Consider the following 20914-nt stretch of genomic DNA (forward strand, 5'->3'; position numbering starts at 1 on the left):
ACGGGCCGCACGGGCGTCGCCCGCCGACTCGGCACAGCCGGCCCGCCTGCGGGCGGCCGTGGGCGGCCGTCCTCGGCAGGCACGGCACTCCGGCCGGTCGGGCACGGGCGCGCCCACGCAAGAAGACCGCCGAAGCCGGTAGACGTACTCACCAGCTCTCGGCGGTCACATTCACAGGCACTCGCTAAGCGGGCGCTGATCACGACGCTCACGGTGGCCTGAGGGGCTGCCTCACCCCGCTAGGGCATCATGGGGGAGACCGGCCCGCGCACCACGCGTCAAGGGCGCCTACGGCGTCGCTACGCGATCGAGCGAGCTCGACCCTTGACCCGTGCCACTCGGGCCTGAGGGCGGCACCTATCGGGGTGAGGCAGCAGTGTGGTCGGACAGTCGCCGCTCCTACCAGGCTGGCCGGATTCTGGCCGTACGGCACCATCAGACGACACCAAACAACCGCCGCCGTCAGACACAACATGCCCAGCTCACACCGGATAGCACTAGGCCACCGAACGCCCCGGCGCATGCTTGTAAACAGAAGGTCGTCGGTTCGAGCCCGACTGGCGGCTCCACACCACAAGAGGCTCCTCACCAGCGTAATCGCCGGTGAAGAGCCTCTCTTGTGTCGTTACTGGATACGGGTCATGGTGGACTTGTAGCCCCCGCCGCCCGGATAGACCCATTCGCTGTCCATGGAGTTGCCGTCGGCGTCGAAGGTGCCGCGCATGTAGGCCGGTGAACCTTTCTCGCCTCCCCAGATGGTGAGGGTGTCGCCGTCGATCTCGTAGACGTAGTCGAGGGTGTTGCCGTGGTTGTCGTAGAACCGGGACCATACGTCCTCGCTGGGTTGCTCGCGGGACACACCCAACCACATGGTGTCCTCGTACCCATCGACGAAGAGCAGACCAACGGGGCCCGTCACCGCGCAGACCGGGGACGCTACCCAGCAACGTCGCGCAGTCACCGCCATAGACCAACGGGAAACGGCCACCAGCTACCGCCCCGGAAACACGTGACCCAAGGGCCCCGACCATGGCAAACAGCGCCGCCTCATCGACCAGTGAAATCCTCAACCCGCGGCCGGCGCCCGGACCAGGCAACACCAAATCATCACCCAACACCACCGGGTGCGCACCAAAAACCTCAACCACGCCAGCATCACGCAACACTCTCGCCGCCAAGAGCGCGCGCCGTTCTCGGGTGGTGCGGCCAACCGCGCGACGCGGTTCCGGCAGCTCTTGAGCATTACTCAATAGGCTGCCTAGTGCGTTATTTGCTGGACTCGCATTGACCGTCAAGGGGTTTACCTGACAGGGGGCGAGAGTTAGGTTTGTCAGGGGACACACTGGTACGTGCCTCCCAAGGAAGACCGGCTCTCGGCTGCGCCGATCGCTGATGTGTCATGGAAGCTTGGGGCCTTCCAGGGCGTAGGTCACGCGGGGAGGCGCGCCGCACATCCGCTGGGTGCGGTCGAGGGCACCAGGTACGGGGGTGCCTATGGTGTTGTTGGCTTTTGCGCTTACGCCGCTACTGCTGCTGATGTTGCTCGGCATGGGATGGCTCGAACAGCACCTCCTCGGTGACGACCAGACGCGACATTGACGAGGTGTGAGCCAGCTCAGGTGCCGGCGGGAACGCTTGTGCGTAGGTCGAGAAGTTGTTGGGTGTGCTCGGGTACGTGGTTCTCGGCGAGACCATCGATGAGGCCGGCTAGGGGGACCGGCTGGTCCAGCGCGAGCGTGTTGTTGGACAGGAGGAGTGTGGGCACCAGGACCGAGGCTGCCTTGTCGTTCAGCTGATCGGCGATGTCGCAGAGGATAGCGGCTTGGCTCCGGACGTGTTCGATCAGGTCCGCTCTGGCGGAGTGCTCGGCGATGATCCGGTCGAGGTTCCAGGTGTCGAGGGCGATCCGGTTGTCGAACGTGGGGCGCGAGCCCAAGACGACCCCCAGTGCAGTCGCGGCGATCGCGGCGTCGACGCTGAGGATGTGGGCCAGGATCTGATCGGCGTTCCATCCTCCGTCGGCGGCGTCGCCGAGGTCGGGGGTCGCGGCCGCATCGAGCAGTCGCTCGTAGGCAGCGCGGAGTGCTGTCGTCTCCACTGTGTGCGTCCTTGTCAGTCGTGTCGTGTCGAGCGGGAGTCTCGGTCTGCTGCCTCGGCGACGCGTTTGATCTTCGCCAGGCGTCGATCCCAGTCGGCCGCGAGCGCGGCCATCCACCGCGCGGTCGCGTCGAGTGCCGCGGGTTGCACCGCGTACCGGGCCTCGCGTCCGACCCGGCTCGCGGAGGCCAGCCCAGCAGCGTCGAGGACGGCGAGGTGCTTGACCACGGCCTGTCGCGAGATGGGCAGGCGTTCGGCGAGCGTCGTCGCGGTGGCCTCGCCCTGTGCGGCGAGCAGGTCGAGCACCTTGCGCCGCGTGGGGTCCGCCAGTGCGGCGAGGACGTGGTCGACCTCCTCGCCGGCACTGCGAGGTTCTTCGGTCATGCGGCCAGCTGTTCGGCGCGCGTCTTGAGCGCGTCGAAGCACTGCGGCCAGCCGGCGGTGTGGTCCTTGATCACGTTGCGACGGTTCTCGTCGGACGTGGGCAGGGCTGCGAACCCGCTCTCCACGACGCGGAGCCGCGTCTTGTCGCCTTCGCGGCTCAACGTGAACTCCACGAGGGTGCTGTTGTCCTCGCGCAGCTCCTCGCCAGGGAACGCGCTGACCCAGCGGTACGCCACGTACGTCGGCGGCTCCACCTTCTCCACCCGTACGGGGAAGTCGCCGTGCTCGGTGTGCCTCGCCACCGCCGACTCACCTTCCTTGGCCACCGCGCCGGACGGGTTCGTCTCGTCGGTCGCCCAGAACCCGGGTTCGGCCACCAGTGACCAGACCCGCTCGAGTGGTGCCGCTATCAGCGTGTCGCGTTCGATCCGATCTACGTCCATGAGGACTCCTTCATTCAGCGTCCGATGTGCAACTCCATAGTTGCACCTCGCATAGCGATGTGCAACCCCAGGGTTGCACTGGCCGGCAAGGCGGGACCTTCGGCCCTATGGCAGGAAGGCGGTACGGCGGGACGATGCGTGCGCCTCTGGTCGGAAGGGCTCTGGTAGATGCGCGATTCAGCTGGGTTCGAAGTCCTCGGGTCCGATGAGTGCTTGCGACTGCTCGGCTCCGTCCCGGTCGGCCGTGTCGTCTTCACCGAGAACGCTCTGCCTGCGGTGCACCCGGTGAACTTCCTCGTCCACGCAGGTGCCGTGATCATCCGCTCCGGTAACGACCGGAGCATCACAGCGGGTGTCGACGGGGCCGTGGTGGCGTTCGAGGTCGACGACATCGACGTCGACAACCGCACGGGATGGAACGTCACCGCGGTGGGGCGGGCGAGCGTGGTGAGCGACAGCGCAATGATCGGTGAGCTCTCGTCACTCCCCTTTCATCCCTGGGCTCCCGACTGCGCATGCTTCATTCGCATCCAGATAGAACGTGTCACCGGCCGGCGTATCGACGAGGCGACGGAATGATCTACCAGTTCTCGAACTGCCGGGCGTGCGGGAATATCGCACAGCTGACTGGGTAGCTGTGCTCCCGGACGCAACTCCACGAGTGAGGGTGAATAGCCGTGGGCAAGAATATGACGGATACGATCCGCCCGAAGGTGCGGCAACCAAGTGTTCAGCCGTTGCGCGCCAGCCAGCTTGCACAGCGACGGACCAAGCAGGCTGTACGGGTGATGCAGGGGAAGTCACCGAAGCCGTGGACTCGTTGGAGCGCCGGGATGACCTTGGGCATCGGGCTCCTGCTCGGCTTCGTGCTGGGTCGCTACATCGTGCGGATGTCGGACCGCTCGGCGGACGCCGAGTGAAGGTGGGACGTACGAGGCAACCGACGAACGCTACGAGAACGCCAGCTTGTCCGGCGTGATCGGGAGGTCGCGTACTCGCACTCCGGTGGCGTGCCGTACGGCGTTGCCGATCGCCGCCGCGGTGCCGACGATGCCGATCTTGCCGATGCCCTTGGTGCCCGTGGCGTTCACGAACTCGTCTTCCTCGTCGAGCCAGTCGATCTCGATCGACTCGACGTCCGCACAGGTCGGAATGTGGCCATGGAGAGGCCCATGGTCGGTCGCGTAGCACGCGCGCTGGCTCGACGACGGCCGAGCCCCAGGAGCTGATGCCGGACGAACCGCCGGCGACTGTGGGCGTTCGTCGAGGAGCAGCGTGCAGGCGCCGCACTGCCCATGATCACAGCCCCTTCTTCGCCGACGTGACGTCCAGGTGGTGGCGTAGCGTATCGAGCAATGTCGTCCTGGTGTCCACAGCCAGCTCGTGCGGCCGCCCGTCGACCCGCAATGTGATGCTGCGTCTCACCTGGCCTCCCGAGACAGCTCAGCGATGCGGCTTCCCTCGGCGGCCGGGCCCAAACGTGCGCCCAACTGGTCGCGCTCGCCGCGATCATCGGCGGTGCGCGCATGTTCGTCATGGTGATGGAGCACCTCGCGGGCCGGGAGCGATCGAATCCGTTTGACGGGGTCCCTGGCGGGTAACCCGAACGTCGAGAAGGCGTGTTTGGGAACGCTCACCACATTCGTCGGAGAAGGGGTAGGACATGACCGTTCAGCCGGGTTCGGCAGGCGCGGTGGAGCGCAGCCAGGAGAGCTCGCTCGCCGACGTCGTCACGACCATTCTCGACAAGGGTGTGGTCGTCGACGTCTTCGCCCGCGTCTCGCTCGTCGGTATCGAGCTGCTGCGCGTCGACGCACGGGTCGTCGTCGCGAGCGTGGATACGTACCTGCGCTTCGCCGAGGCGGCCAACCGTCTCGAGCTCGGGCAGGACGAACCTCGAGATCTGCCGGACGTCGTGGAAGACGTGGCGGAGTCCGGCTCGAAAGGCAAGAGCCGGGGCGCGATCGAGGCCGGTGCCGAGAAGCTGGACGACTGGTTGCGGTCGGACGGACAGCAAGAGCGCAGTGCCGACCGTGGGAGGAGGTCGCAATGAGTGCCGAAGCGCAGACCTTGTGGGTGTACGGCGTCGTGCCTGTCCCGGTGGATGCCTCGCTCGATGATCTCGAGAGGCACGACGATCTTCCCGATGTGCGACTGGTCGAGTCCGGTGAGTTGGCCGCCATCGTGGGTGACGCCCCCGACGATGACGCGAAGGCGACGCGGAACCAGGCACTCGCTCACGCCCGAGTGCTCGAGACGGCCGTACGCGATGCGCCTGTGGTGCCCTTCCGGTTCGGCATGATGGCATCCGGCGGCGAGCAGCAGGTGAGCAGCGAGCTACTCGATGCCCGTCACGACGAGCTGGCACAGCTCCTCGAACGGGTCGAAGACCGGCTGCAGATGACGTTGAAGGTGTACTACCACGAGGATGCCGTCCTCCGCGAGATCGTTGCCAACGAGCCGGAGATCGCGCGGCTCCGGGAGGCTGCACAGCAGGGCTCGGAGGAGGCGACGAAGGACGTGCGGATACGTCTGGGCGAGATCGTGAACACCGCCGTCGAGCAGCGCCGCGAGCGCGACAGTGCCGAGCTGCTCGAACACCTCAAACCCGTGTCGCTCGCGGGCGTGGTCGAACCGCTCGAGCTGGAGTTCATGGTGCTCAACGCTCCATTCCTCGTGGAGCGCGACCGGCTGAGTGAGTTCGAGGCCGCCGTCGAGGAGGCAGCCGAGGAACGTCGGGAACGCATGCGCTTCCGGCTGCTCGGTCCGATGCCGGCGTACAACTTCATCGACGTGGAGCGACCGGCGTGGGTCTGATCAAGGAGATCGTGTTGCTGCCCGTCGCACCGGTGCGCTTCACCCTGTGGGTCTCGGAGAAGGTCGCGGACCAGGTCGATCAGGAGCGGCTCAGTGCAGGTGCGGGCGCGGAGCAACTCCACGCGATCGAGGAAGCACGCGCGCAGGGCGAGCTGGACGACGAGCGGGCCGAAGAGCTCGAGGGCAAGGTGATCGAGGAGCAGATCGGCGGGTTACCGGCCACCGAGCAGGACGAGGGAGCCGACCGTGGCTGAGAAGAGGCAGGGACAGCGTACGTCGCAGAAGCGGCAACAGGAGTCTGGCGGCGAGAAGAACCGGACGTCCGAACGCCGCTCGACCCGGCGGCCGTCCGGCGCACAGCTCGCGAAGAGCGCGCGTGACGAGTTGGCCGAGATCACCGGGTTCAGTGCGGAGTCCGTGACGTCGCTCGAGCAGGTCGACGACGACACCTGGAAGGTGCGGGTCGAGCTGCTCGAGGTCGAGCGGGTGCCCGATACCGACGACGTGCTCGGCAGCTACGAGGTGCAGCTCGACGGGGACGGCGGTCTCCTCGGGTACCGAAGGGTCCGCCGTTACCCCAGGAGCCACGCGGGTGAGGACGACGCGGTTGGAGGCACTCCATGACGAGCACGGGGCCCGCCGATGCAGCTGGTGCCGGACAACTGACGCCCGCAGGATCGGCGTCGGCACCGAGCAGGTCGGAGAACGGCACCAACCTGGCCGACGTGCTCGAGCGGGTACTCGACAAGGGCGTTGTCATCGTCGGTGACATCCGGGTGAACCTGCTCGACATCGAGCTGCTGACCATCAAGCTGCGTCTGGTCGTCGCCGGCGTGGACACCGCACGGCGGATGGGCATCGACTGGTGGGAGACCGATCCGTGGTTGGCCGGACGCGATGACGACGACGACCGCAGGTCGTTGAGGGAACGCGTCGGGCAGCTCGAACGCCAGCTGGAGTCGGCGGGCCGCGGCGGCGACCGTGCCCTCGAGGAAGAGGAGGCGACGGGTGACCGCTGACACCGAGGTCGACACGGACAGGGACGTCGCACTCGTCGAGGTACTCGACCGCGCGCTCGGCGCAGGCGTGGTGATCACCGGCGACGTCACACTGTCGCTCGCCGACATCGACCTGGTGTACGTGAGTCTCCGCCTACTGGTCGGCTCCGTGCCGACGGTACGCGGCCAGATGGAGCCACCGTGATCTACGTCTACGGTATCGGCGAGTCGTCGAGCGGAGCTCCTGCGCTACCGGGCCTCGACGACGCACCGCTGCAGGTTCTCGACCGTGCGGGCGTCGCCGCCGTCTACAGCCGTCATGCCGCTCTGCACCTGAGCGTCGCGGCCGAGCTCGTGTTCGCGCACGAACGCGTCGTCGAGGCGATGCTGGCGCGTGGGTCGGTGCTGCCGCTGCGCTTCGGGACCCGGCTCGACAGCGAGGAGCGCCTCGCGCGCGAGCTCGCCCAGCGGCGGGACGAGCTGGTAGACGGACTGCGCCGGGTGCGCGGACGTGTGGAGGTCGGTGTGCGCATCCTCCGCGAGCGATCGCACCCGGCCGACGCCGAGGACCGGGTGCGGAGTGGCCGCGATTACCTGCTCTCCCGTGCGGCCGAACAGCGTCGCGCGAGCGAGGTGACGCGCGATCTCCACGAACCGCTCGCCGAGCGCGCGGACGCCAGTGTGCTGCGGGAGTATCCCGCGCCGCCGGACGTCATGGTCGGCACCTATCTGCTGCCTGCGGACCGTGCCACTGACTTCTCGGCGTACGCGGAGGCGCTCGGTACGCGCCACGCGGACATGCGTGCTCACGTCACCGGGCCGTGGCCGCCGTACAACTTCGTCAGTGAGGGGACCCGATGAGAGTGGACGCGAATGGAGAGGACACCGCACGCGGCCTCGCACAGCTCGTGCTTACGCTGATCGAGCTGCTGCGACAACTGATGGAACGACAGGCGATCCGCAGAGTCGAAGCGGGTGGTCTGAGCGACGAGCAGATCGAGCGGCTCGGTCAGGCACTGATGGGACTCGAAGAGCGGGTGGACGACCTCAAGGAGGAGTTCGGTCTCGACGACGAGGACCTGAACCTCAACCTCGGTCCGCTCGGGAACCTCCTCTGACGGATACGAGCAGGAGTCGACGATGGAACGGACGGGTACGTACATCTACGGTGTGGGCAAGGTGATCCCTTCCGGATCGCTCCACGGGTTGCGCGGGGTTGCAGGTGCCGAGGTGCGGACGCTCGAGCACCGTGGGCTCGCGGCCGCCGTGAGCGACGTAGACCTGGACGAGTTCGGCGCGGAGGGTCTGCGGCGGAACCTGGAGAACCTCGACTGGGTCGCCAACGTCGCGTGGGCACACGACGAGGTCGTCAAGGCGGTAGCGGCGCGCGCGGCCGTGGCACCGCTGCGCATGGTGATCGTCTGCCTCGGCGACGACAGCGTTCGCGCCAAGCTGGACGAGATGTACGACGACATCCAGGCGATCCTGTCCCGGATCGAACATCGAGTCGAGTGGGGCGTCAAGGCGTTCCTCGACGACGGACCGAGGCGTGCCGATCGTACGCAGGTCGAGTCCGGCGCTGCCTATCTGCGGAGGCGTAGCACCGAGCTCGAGTCGCACGGGACGACAGAAACAGCGGCCGCGGAGGTGGCCGACGGGTTGCATGCCGCGCTCGACGTGGAGGCGTTCGCGAGTCGGCGGCATCCGCCGCAAGACAAGACGCTGAGCAGACACCGGGGGCGGATGATCCTCAACGGCTCATACCTCGCCGGTACGGGCGAGGGCGGTGCGTGGGAGGACAGGATCGAGTACCTGCGTCAGCAACACCCCGACGTGCGGCTCCGACTCACCGGTCCCTGGCCGCCGTACTCGTTCGCCGAGCTGGACTAGCCGGTGGCAGCCTGGGCACTGGCCGCCGGAGGTGTATGCATTACGGGCCCTGGGTAGAAGCGGATCCCATGGGACGGCGAGATGGTGACGGCGAGCTGAAGGTCGGTCGGCGCCGGGTCGGCATCGGCAACCCGGGGAAGGTGCTGTTCCGCGACGTCGGTGTCACCAAGCGCGACCTCGCTGCCTACTACCGTGACGTCGCCGCGGTGATGCTGCCGCATATCCGCGGGAAGCCGTTGGCACTGCACAGGTTCCCCGACGGGATCGATGCAGACGGGTTCTTCCAGAAGCAGCTGCCCGCGAGTGCACCCGAGTGGCTCGGCCGGGTCACCGTACCCCGCGAACGTGGCGGCGAGATCACCATGACCCTGTGCGAGGACGCGGCGTCGCTCGTCTACCTTGCCGATCAGGCCGTGGTGGCCATTCACCCGTGGCTGACGACGACGGAGGACCTGTGGCTGCCGGACCGCATGGTCTTCGACCTCGATCCTCCAGGCGACGACTTCGTTGTGGTGCAGCGCGCCGCGCTCGAACTGCGTGACCTGCTCGACGACCTCGGGCTGCCGTCGTTCGTCATGACGACGGGGTCGCGCGGTCTGCACGTCGTCGTACCGTTGCGCCTTGTGGAGGACATCGACGACGTGCGCGACTTCGCCAGGCAGGTCGCGGACCTGCTGGCGGGACGTCATCCCGAGCAGCTGACCACGGAGGTGCGCAAGGAGAAGCGAGCCGGTCGGCTGTTCTTGGACGTGCTGCGTAACGCGTACGGACAACACGCTGTGGCGCCCTACTCGGTGCGTGCGCTGGTAGGTGCTCCAGTGGCCATGCCGCTGCGCTGGAACGAGGTGGCGGACGACCAGCTGACACCGCGGCGATGGGGCGTCCGCGACGTCGAGAAGCGATTGGCCGACGATGGTGCTCCGTGGCACGGCATGCGAAGGCGTGCACACACGCTCGGACCGGCCCGTAGCCGGTTGGCAGCCGTCAGGGACTGAGGGAGGACGCCTGCTCCGGCAGCACCTCGTTCGCGTAGAAGTCGAAGAATGCTTCTTGTTCGTTGCCGATCTGCTGTACGTAGAGCTCGTCGAAGCCGGCGTCGGCGTACTGCCGGATCGCATCCAGGTGTTCCTTCGGGTCAGGGCCGCACGGCATCGCCTGCCTGGCCATCTCGGGCGTGACGAGGCTGGCGGCTTGCTGGAAGTGTCGCGGGTCGGGTAGTTCCTGCCCGAGCTCTCCCGGCAGCAGGGCGTTCTGCCGTTGCGCCGAGGCAGACGAGCACCGTCGGCTGCAACAAGGCGAACTCGGCGAGCGGCCAGGGCCGGCATGCCGTGACCTCACTCGTGTCGGGGCGCGCTCGTGGATTCGGCGTTTGCCCACGTGTCTCGCCGAACTTGAAGGGCTTCACCACGTTCGTGCGGTACGTGCGCGCAGGGTCGATGCCTGCCTCGGCGAGTCCTCGCACCAACAACCCACCCGCGGACCGGCGCGCTCGTGCAGAGCGCAGCCCTTGCAGTCCTGGGCGGCGTCGCGGAGCTCACGGAGTCCCGCACCGGACGGTACGTACTCGCTGGCATCACGCATGGCTGCCCGATTCCGTGCGCTAGCTCAGACCTGGCGGGGACGGTCGGGAGCGGCCGGATGCGGCCGGGTAGGTGCCATTGTCTTCGCCGCGGTGAGCTTCGCACCCAGGTCGAGCAGCTCGTCCCTGCTGCACCGTTGTCGCAGTCGGCGGAAGAGATCGCCTTCCTCCTCCTCGATGTGGTGCCGTACGTCGCTGAACACTGAGTCGAGCAACGAGTCGAACTCAGGGTCGGTGGCTGCCACACCCTCCAGCTGCTTCAGCAGCCTCTCGGCGTTCGCGTGTTCCTCGATCTCGTGGTCGGCGATCTTGTTGCCGTCGTCGAGCACCGCTCGCGCCGTGGGGTAGAGGTGCTCTTCCTCCGCGACGGAGTGCCGGATCAGCTCTGCGGTCATCAGGTTTGCGAGCTGTCGCCGTTGCTCAGGGGTTCCCTCCCCTGACTCCAGGCGGCCGAAGATGGCCTCGATCTCGCGATGGTCCTCGATCAGCAGGTTCACCATGTCCTTGCCCTCGGTGCCCATCGACGTTCCTTCCTCCCGTCGAGTACGTCCATGTCGCTGCTGTGGTCGAGCAAGTCCGGGTCATCAGCCTGGTAGGTGGTGCCGCATCGGGGGCACCACACTCTCGCGGGGCCGCCACAGCACACCTCGTTGTGGCAGGGGCTACATAGCCGTCCCCTCATCGTGTCGCCTCCTCGTCGAGAACGAGCACGTCAGGGCCGATGAGTGGGTGAGTGCCGTGCACTGCTGCGTGCCACGCCGCCGCGCTCGTCACCTTCCGGCTCCTGCGGTGTGGCATCGATGACCTGGTCCATGCTCCGGTACGTCAGCTCAGGCAGTTGCCTCAATGCTTCGAGTGCCTTCGAGTTCGCGCCACGCGCCTCGGCGTAGGCCACCAACGAGTCGCGGTCCGCGGGAAAGTCGATGCCTTGCAGGACCTTCGCAACACGTCCCTCGTCCTGATCCGTCAACCTCGTCACCCCCTGGTGCGACGCTTCATGTCGAATGGTTACCCGAGCCGGTCGGGTGGAAACGTTTGGCTGCCGGGCGTGGCGCAAGACGTGGAGGTAGGGCTGGCATAGGGAGGTCAGCATGCGCATCCTCATGGTGCTCGCGCTCATCGGGCTGGCCGTGGTCTTCGTCGTGAGCTTCGTGCGTCCACGGGAGTCGCGGGAGGTGCAGGAACGGCTCAAGAGATACACAAAAGAGTGGGCGGAGAAGGCGCGCGGACGCGGAGACAGGGCCGGCGAGCGGACGGCGGAGACGATCGAGAAGATGGGGCACACGACGCAACGCGTGGAGCATGCCGGCCGCAAGGCGCACGACAAGGTCTTCAGGTCGTCGGCGGGCGCGGGCCAGGAGCGTGCGCTCGAACGTCGCTACGGGGAGGGCGCCGAGCGCGGCGAGGAGTAGCACCCCGGGCCCGGATGGGGACTACTGACCGGTCCGTGCACCATAATGGCACCGTACGTGCGCGAGCTGCGCGGAGAGGCGGTGCCAGGTGGCTTCCCGGGTGTCGGCGAAGCAGCGGCGGCGGCTGAAGATCGTCGACGTCGCCACCGAGCTCCTCGACGAGAGGGGCTACGGCCGCACCACGATGGACGACATCGCGGCCGCGGCCGGGATCACCAAGCGCACCCTCTACCGTTACGTGCCGAGCAAGCCGGTCATCCTGCCGATGATCCACGAACGGTTCGTCGAGGCCGCGGACGAGCTGATTCCACCCGACGCCCAGCATGACGACCCGGCCGAGCACATGGCCGCCTTCATCGAGTCGTACGTCACGGTCGTCGTCCGGCACCAGGGCGCGATCCGGGTGTTCTTCGAGGAGGAGTACAACCTCACCGCCGAGGCGCGGGAACAGATCGTCGGCCGGCGCGATACGTTCGAGGCGCGCTTCCGCAAGCTCGTGCGCAAGGGCCAGGAGTCCGGCCAGTTCCGCGGCTGCGACGTCGAGGTCGTGTCCGCCGGGGTGTTCGGCGCGCTGGCGAGCATCTACCGCTGGTACTCGCCTTCCGGGCGGTTCGGCATCGGTGACCTGGCCTCGTTGATGTCCAGGCTCCTGCTCGTCGGTCTCACCGAGACCGACGACACGTCGCCCCGAGCCGACGACGTCATGCCACCGCGGACGGCCACCGGGTCGGACGCCGAGCAGGAGCCGCCGACCGCGGTGCCGGCCGCGGTCCTCTCCGCTGCGACCAGGCTCTTCGCCACCCAGGGGTACCTGGAGACCAACACCCGCGAGATCGCGGAGGCAGCGGGGGTCACGAAGAGCGGGCTCTTCTACCACATCGGGTCGAAGGAAGAGCTCCTCTACGCCATTCACCACCGGTTCGGGATGGAGAACCTCGAGAACCTGGCGAGGTGGACAGCCGAGGCGGGACCGGCTGCCGATGCCGCGGCGAGGCTACGCAAGCTGGTCGTAGAACACAGTCGGGTGATGGGCGACCGGCCGTACCACGTAAGGGTTTTCACCGACCAGGCGCGCTACCTGAGTGCGGCGAAGCGCCCTCATATCGAGGCGCTGCGGGCACGTTACGTCGACGGTTTCGAGGACGTCGTACGGGCGGGGATCGCCGACGGCGTGTTCAAGAACCTGCACCCGCGCATCACGACGCTCGCCGTGCTCGGCATGTTGAACTCGATGTCCCGGTGGTTCCGGCAGGACGGCCGGCTGTCGGCTGACCGCATCGGTGCCGTCTTCGCCGACCTCGTCCTCACCGGGCTGGCGGCGCGCGACGGGCGCGGTCAAACCACCTCGTAGTCGTCGAGCCGTGGTGCCCTGGTCATCTGCCAGAGGTCGATCAGCCGCCACGGTGAGTTCGTCACCACCCGGCCACGGTCGTTGCGGTACCAGGTCTGCATGCCCGGATGGCTCCAGATCAGGCCGGCGTGCGCCTGGTCGATCTCGTCGTTGTGCCGGTCGCGTAGGTCCTGCCTGCACTCCAGGCTGGTGCCGCCACGTTGGATCAGCTGCTCGATCAGCCCCATGATGTAGCGCACGTGGCATTCGGTGATGAACAACAGGCTGCCGCCGTGCCCGAGGTTGGTGTTGGGGCCGTAGAGGAAGAACATGTTCGGGAACCCGTGCTCGGTCATGCCGAGATACGCACGCGCGTCGTCGTCGCCCCACTGGTCCCGCAGCGCGACCCCGTCGCGTCCGCGGACGTCGAAGGAACCGAGCAGCCGTAGGCTGTCGAAGCCGGTGGCGTAGACGATGACGTCGACCTCGTGGTCGACACCGTCCTTCGTGCGGATCGCGTCGGTGCCGATCGACTCGATCGGCGTGGTCTCGAGCGAGACGTGCGGCAGCCGCAGTGCACGGAACCAGCCGCTGTCGAGCAGCATCCGCTTGCCGAACGGCGGGTAGTCGGGCAGTGCCTTCTCGAGCAGGTCCGGCCGGCCTTCCAGCTCGCTCCGGATGTACGACGTGAAGTACCTCCGGTACCCGTCGTTGATCGAGTTGACGGCGGTGTCGGTGCACGACCAGTCGGGGTCGATGACGAGGTTGTCGTAGACCTTGTCGCCGAACACCCAGGCCTGCCGCATGCGGTACCAGGCGGCGTAGAAGGGCACGTGCGCCATCAGGTAGCGGGTGTCGTCCGAGACCTCGCGCGTGTACTCGGGGTTCGGCGCGATCCACTGCGGTGAACGCTGGAACACCGTCAGCTCGGCGACCTCGTCGGCGATCGCCGGCACCAGCTGCATGGCACTCGCTCCGGTGCCGACGACCGCGACCCGCTTGCCGCGCAGCGAGAGGTCGGCCGGCCACCGCGCGGAGTGGAACTGGTCGTGCGCGAACGTCTCCTGGCCGGGGATCGACGGGATCTTCGGTTGGTTGAGCTGGCCGACGGCCGTCACGAGGAACCTCGCGTCCAGCTCCACCTGGGTGTCGTCGGGGCCGGTGGCGCGGACGTGCCAGGTGTCGGTCGCCGCGTCGTAGCTGGCCGCGTCGACGCAGGTGTCGAAGAGGATGTGCTCGCGGAGCCCGAACCTGTCGACCGTCGCGTCGAGGTACGCTTGTACGTCGTCGCGCTTGGAGTAGTAGTGCGACCAGGAGACCGGGTTGAAGGAGAACGAGTACCAGTAGCTCGGCGTGTCCACGCCGCAGTCCGGGTAGCGGTTCTCGTACCAGGTGCCGCCCACGGTCGGGTTCTTCTCGACGATGGTGAACGGGATGTTGGCCTGCTTCAGCTGCACCGCCATGCAGATGCCGGACGCACCGGCGCCGACGATGACGGCGGAGTACTCCTCGTCAGGACGCAGCCGCGCGAGCCGCTCGTTGTCGAAGCGCGGGCGCATCCCCATCTCCTCGGCCATCATGCCGACGTACTTGGGGGCGACCGGCTCGCCCATGCAGAGCTCCATGATGCGGCCGAGCGCACCCTCGTCGAGCGCTCGGATCCCGTCCGGGTCATCGGCCCACCGCAGCACAGCCGCCAGCGCCGCGGCCCTGACGGCGGCCCGGGCCTGCTCGGTGAGGCCGCCCGAGGTGTGGTCAGAGAGCCCCTTCGTCCGGGTCGGCGTGTACGGCGGGTGGAACCAGCGTTCCTCGCCGGTGAGGTGGGTAAGCACGGCGACGAGCGTGGGGACGTTCGCGTCGCCGAGCGCGCGTGCCAGGCGGTCGGCGTCGAGTGGCTCCGCGGCGGCGTCGCCCAGCGTGACGATCGGTCGGAATGGTGCACGGCATGACGTCGCCGGACGTGGCACAGGATCACCCCTTGGCGATAAAGTATCCTGGTTGGTCAGTATACATTTTGCCGGCGGGTATGGTCGCGACACGGGTACACCCGAGGGCGGGAGGTGTGGCGGATGCTCGAGGTGGCACGGAGGCTCGGCTCGTACGGCGACGTCGAGGCACTCGTGACCGACGACGAGCGGTTGACGTACCAGGAGCTGGACGAGCGGGTCACGCAGGTCGTGCGCCGGCTGAGCGGACTCGGTGTACGGCGCGGCGGCCGGGTCGGGCTGCTGATGCCGAACACCGCGAGCATGATCTGCCACCTGTTGGCCGCGTGGGACATCGGCGCGGTCGTCGTGCCGCTGAACACCCGGTACCGGTCGCACGAGCTGCAGTACGTGGTCGGTCACTCCGACATCGAGGTACTCGTGACCGGACAGTTCGGCGGTGGCTTCCCTGACCTGGGGGAGCGGCTGCTGGCCGCCTTCCCCGCACTGCGTACGCAGGCCGACCCGCTCGCACTGTCCGTGCCGGACGCGCCGGCGCTGCGCAGCATCGTCATGCTGGGCGCGGCGCCCGTCGAACCGGCGTTCGTCACCGCCGAGCAGTGCGATGCGCTCGCGGCGGACCTGCCGGCGGACCGCGCGGCCGACGACGAGCTGCTGCTGATCTACACATCCGGCACGACAGCGCACCCCAAGGGCGTCGTGCACTCGCTCGGCGCCTTCGTGCAGACAGCCCGCCACACTGCCGCGTCGATGGGGGTGCAGGTGGGTGACGTGGTGTGGGACCCGCTGCCGCTGTTCCACACCGGCGGCCTGCTGCCGTTGCTCGGCACGCTCGACCTGGGCGCCACCTTCGTGACGTCCGCGCACTTCGACCCGGGCACCGGGCTCGAGCTGCTCGCCAGGGAGCGGGTGACCGCCGCGTACGTCGCGTTCTCCACCTTGGTCACGTCGCTGCTCGACCACCCGGACTTCGCGACCACCGACGTGTCGGCGCTGCGGTGGATCCTCGCCATCGGTCCCGAGGGTCTGCTCGACCGCGTACAACGGAGCCTGCCGGGTGCTGTGCAGGTCTCCTGTTACGGGTGCACGGAAGCCGGCGGCGTCGTCGTGTACAACGATGTGACAGACCCCGCGGCGGCACGCGCCACGACGGCGGGGAACCCGTTCCCCGGCGTGCAGATCCGCATCGTCGACCCGGTGCAGGGACGGCAGGTGAACGCCGGCGGTACGGGGGAGATCCAGGTGCGCAGCGACGCGGTGCTACGCCGCTACCACCGCGAGCCAGCGTCACCCGTGGACGGCGAGGGGTGGTTCGCCACCGGCGACCTCGGTCGGTTCGACGACGACGGCAGGCTGGTCTTCCTCGGCCGGCTGAAGGACATGTTCAAGATCGGCGGCGAGAACGTGGCTGCGTCGGAGATCGAGTTCGTGCTGGCCGCACACCAGGCGGTGACCTTCGCGCAGGTCGTCTCCGTGCCTGACGAGCGGCTGTCCGAGGTGGCCGCGGCGTTCGTCGAGCTGAAACCAGGCGCGGCGGTGACCGCGGACGAGCTGCGCGAGTTCTGTGCGCAGCGGCTGGCCTCGTTCAAGGTGCCACGGCACGTACGGATGGTGGAGGAGTGGCCGATGTCGGCGACGAAGGTGCAGAAGTTCAAGCTCCGCGACCAGCTCCTCGACGAGCTCGCTGTCGGCGCATGAGTGACGGCGTGAGCGAGCTCGCGGACGACGGCCGGCTGAACCCGTCCGTCGTCGGTCTGGTGCGTGCGCTGCGGCGGCACGCGCCGCAGCCGGACTGGCCGATCACCGAGCACCACCGACGGTTCGAGGATGCGGCCGCGGGCAGGCAGCTCGCGCCGGGCGTGGACCTGCGGTCGGTCGCGACGCCCGGCGGGCAGGCGGAGTGGGCGGTACCCAGTGGCGCCGAGCACGGCGATGCCGTGCTCTACCTGCACGGCGGCGGGTTCATCATGGGGTCGCTGGCCACCAGCCGCCCGTTCGCCACCCACCTCGCGGCCGCCGTCGGCCGGCCGGTGCTGACGCTCGGCTACTCGCTGGCGCCTCAGGTGCGGTTCCCCACCCAGCTGGACGAGGTGCTGCGCTGCCACGCCTGGCTGCTGGACGAGGGGTTCGCGCCCGAGCGGCTGGTGCTCGTCGGTGACTCGGCCGGTGCCTGGCTCGTGTTGGCCGCGCTGCTGCGGCTGCGCGCGAGCGGCGCCACGCTGCCGGGTCGGGCCGTGCTGCTCTCGCCGTTGCTCGACCTCGCGCTCGCCTCGCCGTCGATCGACGAGTTCGCCGGTTACGACCCGCAGACGCCGCGCTGGCTGCTCGAGACGATGTGCGACGCGTTCCTCGGCGACGTCTCGGCCACCAGCCCGGCCGTGGCGCCGCTGCATGCCGACCTGCGCGGCCTGCCGCCCACGCTCGTCCAGGCCGCCGAGCTCGAGGGGCTGCGCGGCGACGCGGAACGCTTCCACGCGGCGGCCGTAGCGGCTGGCACCGACTGCGAGCTGGAGACCTGGCCGGGCTTGATCCACGTCTGGCACGCGTTCGCGCCACGGCTGCCCGAGGCGGTCGACGCACTGCAGCGGATCGGGGCCTGGCTGGACGCTAGGCAGCCCTGAGTACGGTGGCGGTGCCGAGACCACCGCCGCAGCACATGGTGACGAGCGCGCGCTGCTTGCCGCGCAGCCGCAGCTCGTGCGCCGCCGTAAGCAGCAGCCTGGTGCCGGTAGCGCCGACCGGATGCCCGAGCGCGATCGCGCCGCCGTTGACGTTCACCGCTTCGAGCGGGACGTCGATGTCCGCGAGCCACGCGCCGAGCACGCTGGCGAACGCCTCGTTGACCTCGAACGTGTCGATGCCCGACACGGGGATGTCCGCGCGCTTCAGGATGCGCTGGGTGGCGGGGATCGGGCCGGTCAGCTTGAGTACCGGGTCGACGCCGACGAGCTGCTGGTGCTCGATCTCCGCCAGCGGCGCGAGCCCGTGCGTCCTGACGTACGCGTCCGACGCCACGACGACACAGGATGCGCCGTCGGAGATCTGCGAAGAGTTGCCCGGGGTCAGCACGCCTTCGGGACGGAACACCGGCTGCAGCCGGCCGAGCGACTCCAGCGTGGACGGGCGGGGTCCCTGGTCGGTCTCGACGCCGCCTACGGGGCTGATCTCGCAGTCGAACCGGCCGGTGGCGACGGCAGCCGCGGCGCGTTCCTGCGAGGCCACGGCGATCTGGTCGCAGCGGGCGCGGTCGAGCCCCCACAGGTCGGCGATGCGCTCGGCAGCCTCGCCCTGGCTGGTGACCTCGTAGTGCGACCGGTAGGCCGGGGAGTAGGCATCGCCCATCCCGTCGCCGATGTCCTCGCCCAGCGGGTGGCGTGACATGTGCTCGATGCCACCGCAGAGCACGACGTCCACCGCGCCGCTGGTCACCAGTGCCGCCGCGTAGTGCACGGCCTGCTGGCTCGAGCCGCACTTGGCGTCCACGGTGACACCGGGCACCTCCTGTGGCAGGCCCGCGCTGAGCCAGGCGGTGCGCGCGACGTTGTTCGCCTGGTCGCCGGTCTTCGTCACGCAGCCCACGATGACCTGGTCGACGTCGGCCGGTTCGACCCCGGCCGCGTCCACTGCGGTGACCATGGTGCCGGCGAGGAGGTCGCCGACGTGCTCGTCGGCGAGTACGCCGCCGCGCCTGCCGATCGGAGTTCGGCGGCCCGCGAGCAGGAAGGCAGCGGTCATCGTGGTCCTCGCATCCAGTCCGACGGGCCGGGTAGACAAAAACTAACCCTGTCCGATCAGTATACATATTGCCGTCGGCCGGCTATCTTCGTGCGAAGGCGGGGCACTGGTGGCGTCCGTACACCCGAGAGGATGAACCGGCCATGGGGTCAATGGAGATCGACGGAGCGCGACGCGTCCGTCGTGGCCTGGACAAGTCGCAGCGGGGCGCGTTCCTCGGTGCCCTGATCGGATGGATCTTCGACTACTACGAGGTCTTCCTGCTCACGCTGTTGGTCATCCCGCTCGCGGACGAGTTCGGTCTGAGCTCGGGCCAGGTCGGGCTGATCCTGTCCATGCAGCTGCTGTTCATGGGCCTGGGCGGCATCCTGTTCGGGAACCTCGCGGACCGCATCGGGCGCAAGAGAGTGCTCGTGCTGACCGTGTTGATCTTCTCCGTGTTCACACTCGCCCGCGCCGCCTCGCCCAGCTACGAGGTGCTGCTCGTGCTCACCATCTTCGCGGCGCTCGGCATCGGCGGTGAGTTCGGCGTCGGCCAGACGCTGGTGTCGGAGACGGTGCCCTCGGAGAGGCGCGGCTGGTACAGCGGCCTGCTCTACGGCGGCATCTACATCGGCATCGTGCTCGGTGCCTTGGTCGGTGGTCAGCTGATGCCGGTGATCGGCTGGCGGTGGACGTTCGTGGTGTCCGGTCTGCCGGTGCTGTTCGCGCTGTGGGTGCGGCGGCACACGCCGGAGTCTGACGTCTGGCGGCACCACCGCGAGCGGGGCGAGCAGCGTAAGCAGCGCACGCAGGTCACGCCGCAGATCGTGCGGCTCTGGCTGCTCTGCCTGCTGGCTGCGTGCCTGCAGTTCTTCGCGTACTACGGTCTCGCCTCGTTCTTCCCCACCTACCTGGTCGAGCAGGGCTCGGACGTCACTGGCGCGTCGACGTGGCTGCTGTTCACCGCGGTCGCGGGCGGCGTGGGCTGCCTGATCGGTTCCTTCCTGAGCGACCGGCTCGGGCGCCGGCTGACGTTGAGCCTGCTCGCCGCGACCGCGTTCGTCAGCGGCTGCGTGCTCGCGCTCACCTGGGAGCACCTGCTCACCAGCACCTGGGTGCTGATCCCGTTCTTCGGGTTCTTCATCGGTGCGAACGGTCCCTCGGTCTTCGGCGCGCTGTTCAGTGAGAGCTTCCCGGCGCCGATCCGGGCGACCGCGGTGTCGTCGGCACTGCAGGTGGGCAGGAGCATGTCGTTCTTCCCGCCCCTGGTCGCCGCGGCGCTCGTACCGACCTTCGGCTACCTGGGAATCGTCTGGGCCAGCGCGGGACTGTTCGGTGCGCTGGCACTCGTGGCCTGGGCCTTCAAGGAGACCCGCGGCAGCGACCTGGCGGTCGACGAGCAGGCCGCGGCCACCAGCTCGGCGTGATTGGACATCAACTCCGGTTGAGGTCGTAGCGTTCCTGGCATGTCTACAGCGACCTTCGGACGGCAGGGATTCGGCGCGATGCGGTTGAGCGAGGAGACCGTAGGGGACCCCGATCGTGACCCGGTGGCCGTGGTGCACGCCGCCCTCGACGCGGGAGTCACCATGGTGGATACCGCCGACGCGTACCAGAACGAGGAGTTGGTCGGTCGGGCGATCCGCGGGCGCCGTGACGAGGTGCTGTTGGCCAGCAAGTTCGGGCTGGTCCGGCACGACGACGTCGCCGGCGGTTTCGACGTACGGGCCGACCCGGCGTACGTAAGGCAGGCGTGCGAGGCCAGCCTGCGACGTCTCGGCGTGGACGTGCTCGACCTGTACTACCTGCACCACCGCAGCGAGAAGACGCCGATCGAGGAGACCGTCGGAGCGCTGGCCGAGCTGGTCGACGAGGGCAAGGTGCGCGCGGTCGGCCTCTCCAACGTGACGGCGGCCGACCTGCGCCGGGCACACGCCGTGCATCCGGTGGCCGCGTTGCAGGAACAGTGGTCGTTGACACAGCGCGACATCGAGCGGGAGCTGCTGCCCACGGCGGCGGACCTCGGTGTGGTCGTCGTCGCGCACTCGCCGACGGGTCACGGGCTCCTGCACCGCGCCGAAGGCAACGCCTCGTCGGTCCTGGACGAGATCGCCGCGATCCACGGCGTCACGGCGGGACAGGTCGCGCTGGCCTGGGTCCACCACCGGCAGCAGGCACACGGGGTGCCGGTCGTGCCGCTGCCGGGCACGACCCGCGTCAGCCACCTGCACGCCAACGTCGCAGCGGCCGACCTGGAGCTCACCGAGGAGGAGCTGCGTCGCCTGACCGTCACTTGACTTC

At 68.4% G+C, this 20914-nt stretch carries 26 protein-coding genes and 4 pseudogenes; 18 read left to right on the top strand and 12 right to left on the bottom strand.

Translation table 11 applies throughout. From position 1 onward, the window contains the following. Positions 1 to 625: 625 nt before the first annotated feature. The 4 genes and pseudogenes from GEV07_10625 to GEV07_10640 all read right to left on the bottom strand — a co-directional run bounded on the left by GEV07_10625 (position 626) and on the right by GEV07_10640 (position 2924). Positions 626 to 835 (bottom strand): annotated as a pseudogene (locus tag GEV07_10625) (hypothetical protein). A 780-nt stretch (positions 836 to 1615) separates the two neighbouring features. After that, positions 1616 to 2098, bottom strand: coding sequence for a hypothetical protein (locus tag GEV07_10630; protein ID MQA03152.1), 483 nt, complete (start codon positions 2096 to 2098; stop codon positions 1616 to 1618). Between the two features lie 14 nt (positions 2099 to 2112). After that, entirely contained in the window at positions 2113 to 2481 is a 369-nt protein-coding gene (locus GEV07_10635; GenBank protein ID MQA03153.1) for a metalloregulator ArsR/SmtB family transcription factor, read from the bottom strand. Next, on the bottom strand, positions 2478 to 2924 hold the full coding sequence (locus tag GEV07_10640) for a polyketide cyclase (protein MQA03154.1): 447 nt from the start codon (positions 2922 to 2924) through the stop codon (positions 2478 to 2480). The genes GEV07_10635 and GEV07_10640 overlap by 4 nt, the downstream gene beginning before the upstream one ends. A gap of 168 nt (positions 2925 to 3092) precedes the next feature. Between GEV07_10640 and GEV07_10645 the strand changes: the two genes are divergently transcribed. Then, the gene (locus tag GEV07_10645) at positions 3093 to 3503 is read left to right on the top strand and encodes a pyridoxamine 5'-phosphate oxidase family protein (protein MQA03155.1); all 411 of its coding nucleotides are present in this window, start codon (positions 3093 to 3095) and stop codon (positions 3501 to 3503) included. Between the two features lie 98 nt (positions 3504 to 3601). After that, positions 3602 to 3844 carry a hypothetical protein gene (locus GEV07_10650; protein MQA03156.1) on the top strand — a complete coding sequence of 81 codons (243 nt, stop codon included), beginning with the start codon at positions 3602 to 3604 and terminating at the stop codon, positions 3842 to 3844. 30 nt (positions 3845 to 3874) lie between these two features. Here GEV07_10650 and GEV07_10655 read toward each other — a convergent pair. Beyond that, positions 3875 to 4081 (bottom strand): annotated as a pseudogene (locus tag GEV07_10655) (xanthine dehydrogenase family protein molybdopterin-binding subunit). A gap of 99 nt (positions 4082 to 4180) precedes the next feature. Further along, a pseudogene (locus GEV07_10660) lies at positions 4181 to 4349 on the bottom strand (2Fe-2S iron-sulfur cluster binding domain-containing protein). A 238-nt stretch (positions 4350 to 4587) separates the two neighbouring features. Here GEV07_10660 and GEV07_10665 point away from each other — a divergent pair. The 10 genes from GEV07_10665 to GEV07_10710 all read left to right on the top strand — a co-directional run bounded on the left by GEV07_10665 (position 4588) and on the right by GEV07_10710 (position 9624). Beyond that, the gene (locus GEV07_10665) at positions 4588 to 4977 is read left to right on the top strand and encodes a gas vesicle protein (protein ID MQA03157.1); all 390 of its coding nucleotides are present in this window, start codon (positions 4588 to 4590) and stop codon (positions 4975 to 4977) included. Then, positions 4974 to 5741: a gas vesicle protein gene (locus tag GEV07_10670; protein ID MQA03158.1), complete on the top strand. Its 768-nt coding sequence runs from the start codon at positions 4974 to 4976 to the stop codon at positions 5739 to 5741. The genes GEV07_10665 and GEV07_10670 overlap by 4 nt, the downstream gene beginning before the upstream one ends. Beyond that, positions 5732 to 5995, top strand: coding sequence for a gas vesicle protein G (locus tag GEV07_10675; protein ID MQA03159.1), 264 nt, complete (start codon positions 5732 to 5734; stop codon positions 5993 to 5995). The genes GEV07_10670 and GEV07_10675 overlap by 10 nt, the downstream gene beginning before the upstream one ends. Then, positions 5988 to 6365, top strand: a complete 378-nt coding sequence (locus tag GEV07_10680) for a gas vesicle protein (GenBank protein MQA03160.1) — start codon at positions 5988 to 5990, stop codon at positions 6363 to 6365. The genes GEV07_10675 and GEV07_10680 overlap by 8 nt, the downstream gene beginning before the upstream one ends. After that, the gene (locus GEV07_10685) at positions 6362 to 6760 is read left to right on the top strand and encodes a gas vesicle protein (GenBank protein MQA03161.1); all 399 of its coding nucleotides are present in this window, start codon (positions 6362 to 6364) and stop codon (positions 6758 to 6760) included. Before GEV07_10680 ends, GEV07_10685 begins: the two co-directional genes overlap by 4 nt. Next, entirely contained in the window at positions 6750 to 6944 is a 195-nt protein-coding gene (locus tag GEV07_10690; GenBank protein MQA03162.1) for a gas vesicle protein, read from the top strand. Before GEV07_10685 ends, GEV07_10690 begins: the two co-directional genes overlap by 11 nt. Next, entirely contained in the window at positions 6941 to 7600 is a 660-nt protein-coding gene (locus tag GEV07_10695) for a hypothetical protein (protein MQA03163.1), read from the top strand. Before GEV07_10690 ends, GEV07_10695 begins: the two co-directional genes overlap by 4 nt. Beyond that, a complete protein-coding gene (locus GEV07_10700) occupies positions 7597 to 7857 on the top strand; it encodes a gas vesicle protein K (protein ID MQA03164.1) in 261 nt (86 codons plus the stop codon). Before GEV07_10695 ends, GEV07_10700 begins: the two co-directional genes overlap by 4 nt. A gap of 22 nt (positions 7858 to 7879) precedes the next feature. Continuing rightward, on the top strand, positions 7880 to 8629 hold the full coding sequence (locus GEV07_10705) for a gas vesicle protein GvpFL (GenBank protein MQA03165.1): 750 nt from the start codon (positions 7880 to 7882) through the stop codon (positions 8627 to 8629). Positions 8630 to 8697: 68 nt separating this feature from the next. After that, a complete protein-coding gene (locus GEV07_10710; GenBank protein MQA03166.1) occupies positions 8698 to 9624 on the top strand; it encodes an ATP-dependent DNA ligase in 927 nt (308 codons plus the stop codon). On the opposite strand, the gene GEV07_10715 is transcribed toward GEV07_10710, so the two are convergent. From GEV07_10715 to GEV07_10730, 4 genes and pseudogenes are all read right to left on the bottom strand, one after another. Beyond that, the gene (locus GEV07_10715) at positions 9614 to 10006 is read right to left on the bottom strand and encodes an LLM class flavin-dependent oxidoreductase (protein MQA03167.1); all 393 of its coding nucleotides are present in this window, start codon (positions 10004 to 10006) and stop codon (positions 9614 to 9616) included. The genes GEV07_10710 and GEV07_10715 overlap by 11 nt on opposite strands. After that, positions 9927 to 10142, bottom strand: a pseudogene (locus GEV07_10720) (hypothetical protein). The gene GEV07_10715 and the pseudogene GEV07_10720 overlap by 80 nt, the downstream one beginning before the upstream one ends. A gap of 92 nt (positions 10143 to 10234) precedes the next feature. After that, positions 10235 to 10729, bottom strand: coding sequence for a hemerythrin domain-containing protein (locus GEV07_10725; protein MQA03168.1), 495 nt, complete (start codon positions 10727 to 10729; stop codon positions 10235 to 10237). A 191-nt stretch (positions 10730 to 10920) separates the two neighbouring features. After that, positions 10921 to 11178 (bottom strand): DUF2795 domain-containing protein, encoded by a 258-nt coding sequence (locus GEV07_10730; GenBank protein ID MQA03169.1) that lies wholly within the window; start codon positions 11176 to 11178, stop codon positions 10921 to 10923. 121 nt (positions 11179 to 11299) lie between these two features. On the opposite strand from GEV07_10730, the gene GEV07_10735 reads away from it, so the two are divergent. Next, positions 11300 to 11620 carry a hypothetical protein gene (locus GEV07_10735; GenBank protein ID MQA03170.1) on the top strand — a complete coding sequence of 107 codons (321 nt, stop codon included), beginning with the start codon at positions 11300 to 11302 and terminating at the stop codon, positions 11618 to 11620. 88 nt (positions 11621 to 11708) lie between these two features. Continuing rightward, positions 11709 to 12971 (top strand): TetR family transcriptional regulator, encoded by a 1263-nt coding sequence (locus GEV07_10740; GenBank protein MQA03171.1) that lies wholly within the window; start codon positions 11709 to 11711, stop codon positions 12969 to 12971. On the opposite strand, the gene GEV07_10745 is transcribed toward GEV07_10740, so the two are convergent. Then, entirely contained in the window at positions 12956 to 14917 is a 1962-nt protein-coding gene (locus tag GEV07_10745) for a SidA/IucD/PvdA family monooxygenase (protein ID MQA03172.1), read from the bottom strand. The two genes, GEV07_10740 and GEV07_10745, sit on opposite strands and share 16 nt — an antisense overlap. A 102-nt stretch (positions 14918 to 15019) precedes the next feature. On the opposite strand from GEV07_10745, the gene GEV07_10750 reads away from it, so the two are divergent. Next, positions 15020 to 16594, top strand: a complete 1575-nt coding sequence (locus tag GEV07_10750; protein ID MQA03173.1) for an AMP-binding protein — start codon at positions 15020 to 15022, stop codon at positions 16592 to 16594. Beyond that, a complete protein-coding gene (locus GEV07_10755; protein MQA03174.1) occupies positions 16591 to 17517 on the top strand; it encodes an alpha/beta hydrolase fold domain-containing protein in 927 nt (308 codons plus the stop codon). Before GEV07_10750 ends, GEV07_10755 begins: the two co-directional genes overlap by 4 nt. On the opposite strand, the gene GEV07_10760 is transcribed toward GEV07_10755, so the two are convergent. After that, positions 17504 to 18631, bottom strand: coding sequence for an acetyl-CoA C-acyltransferase (locus GEV07_10760; protein MQA03175.1), 1128 nt, complete (start codon positions 18629 to 18631; stop codon positions 17504 to 17506). The genes GEV07_10755 and GEV07_10760 overlap by 14 nt on opposite strands. 143 nt (positions 18632 to 18774) lie before the next feature. On the opposite strand from GEV07_10760, the gene GEV07_10765 reads away from it, so the two are divergent. Together GEV07_10765 and GEV07_10770 are read left to right on the top strand one after the other, a co-directional pair. Further along, complete coding sequence (locus tag GEV07_10765; GenBank protein MQA03176.1) at positions 18775 to 20040, top strand: MFS transporter; 1266 nt, start codon at positions 18775 to 18777, stop codon at positions 20038 to 20040. A gap of 39 nt (positions 20041 to 20079) precedes the next feature. After that, a complete protein-coding gene (locus tag GEV07_10770; protein ID MQA03177.1) occupies positions 20080 to 20910 on the top strand; it encodes an aldo/keto reductase in 831 nt (276 codons plus the stop codon). Positions 20911 to 20914 lie beyond the last annotated feature (4 nt).

The organism is Streptosporangiales bacterium, from assembly GCA_009379825.1.
In the GTDB taxonomy this organism is placed as follows: Bacteria; Actinomycetota; Actinomycetes; order Streptosporangiales; family WHST01; genus WHST01.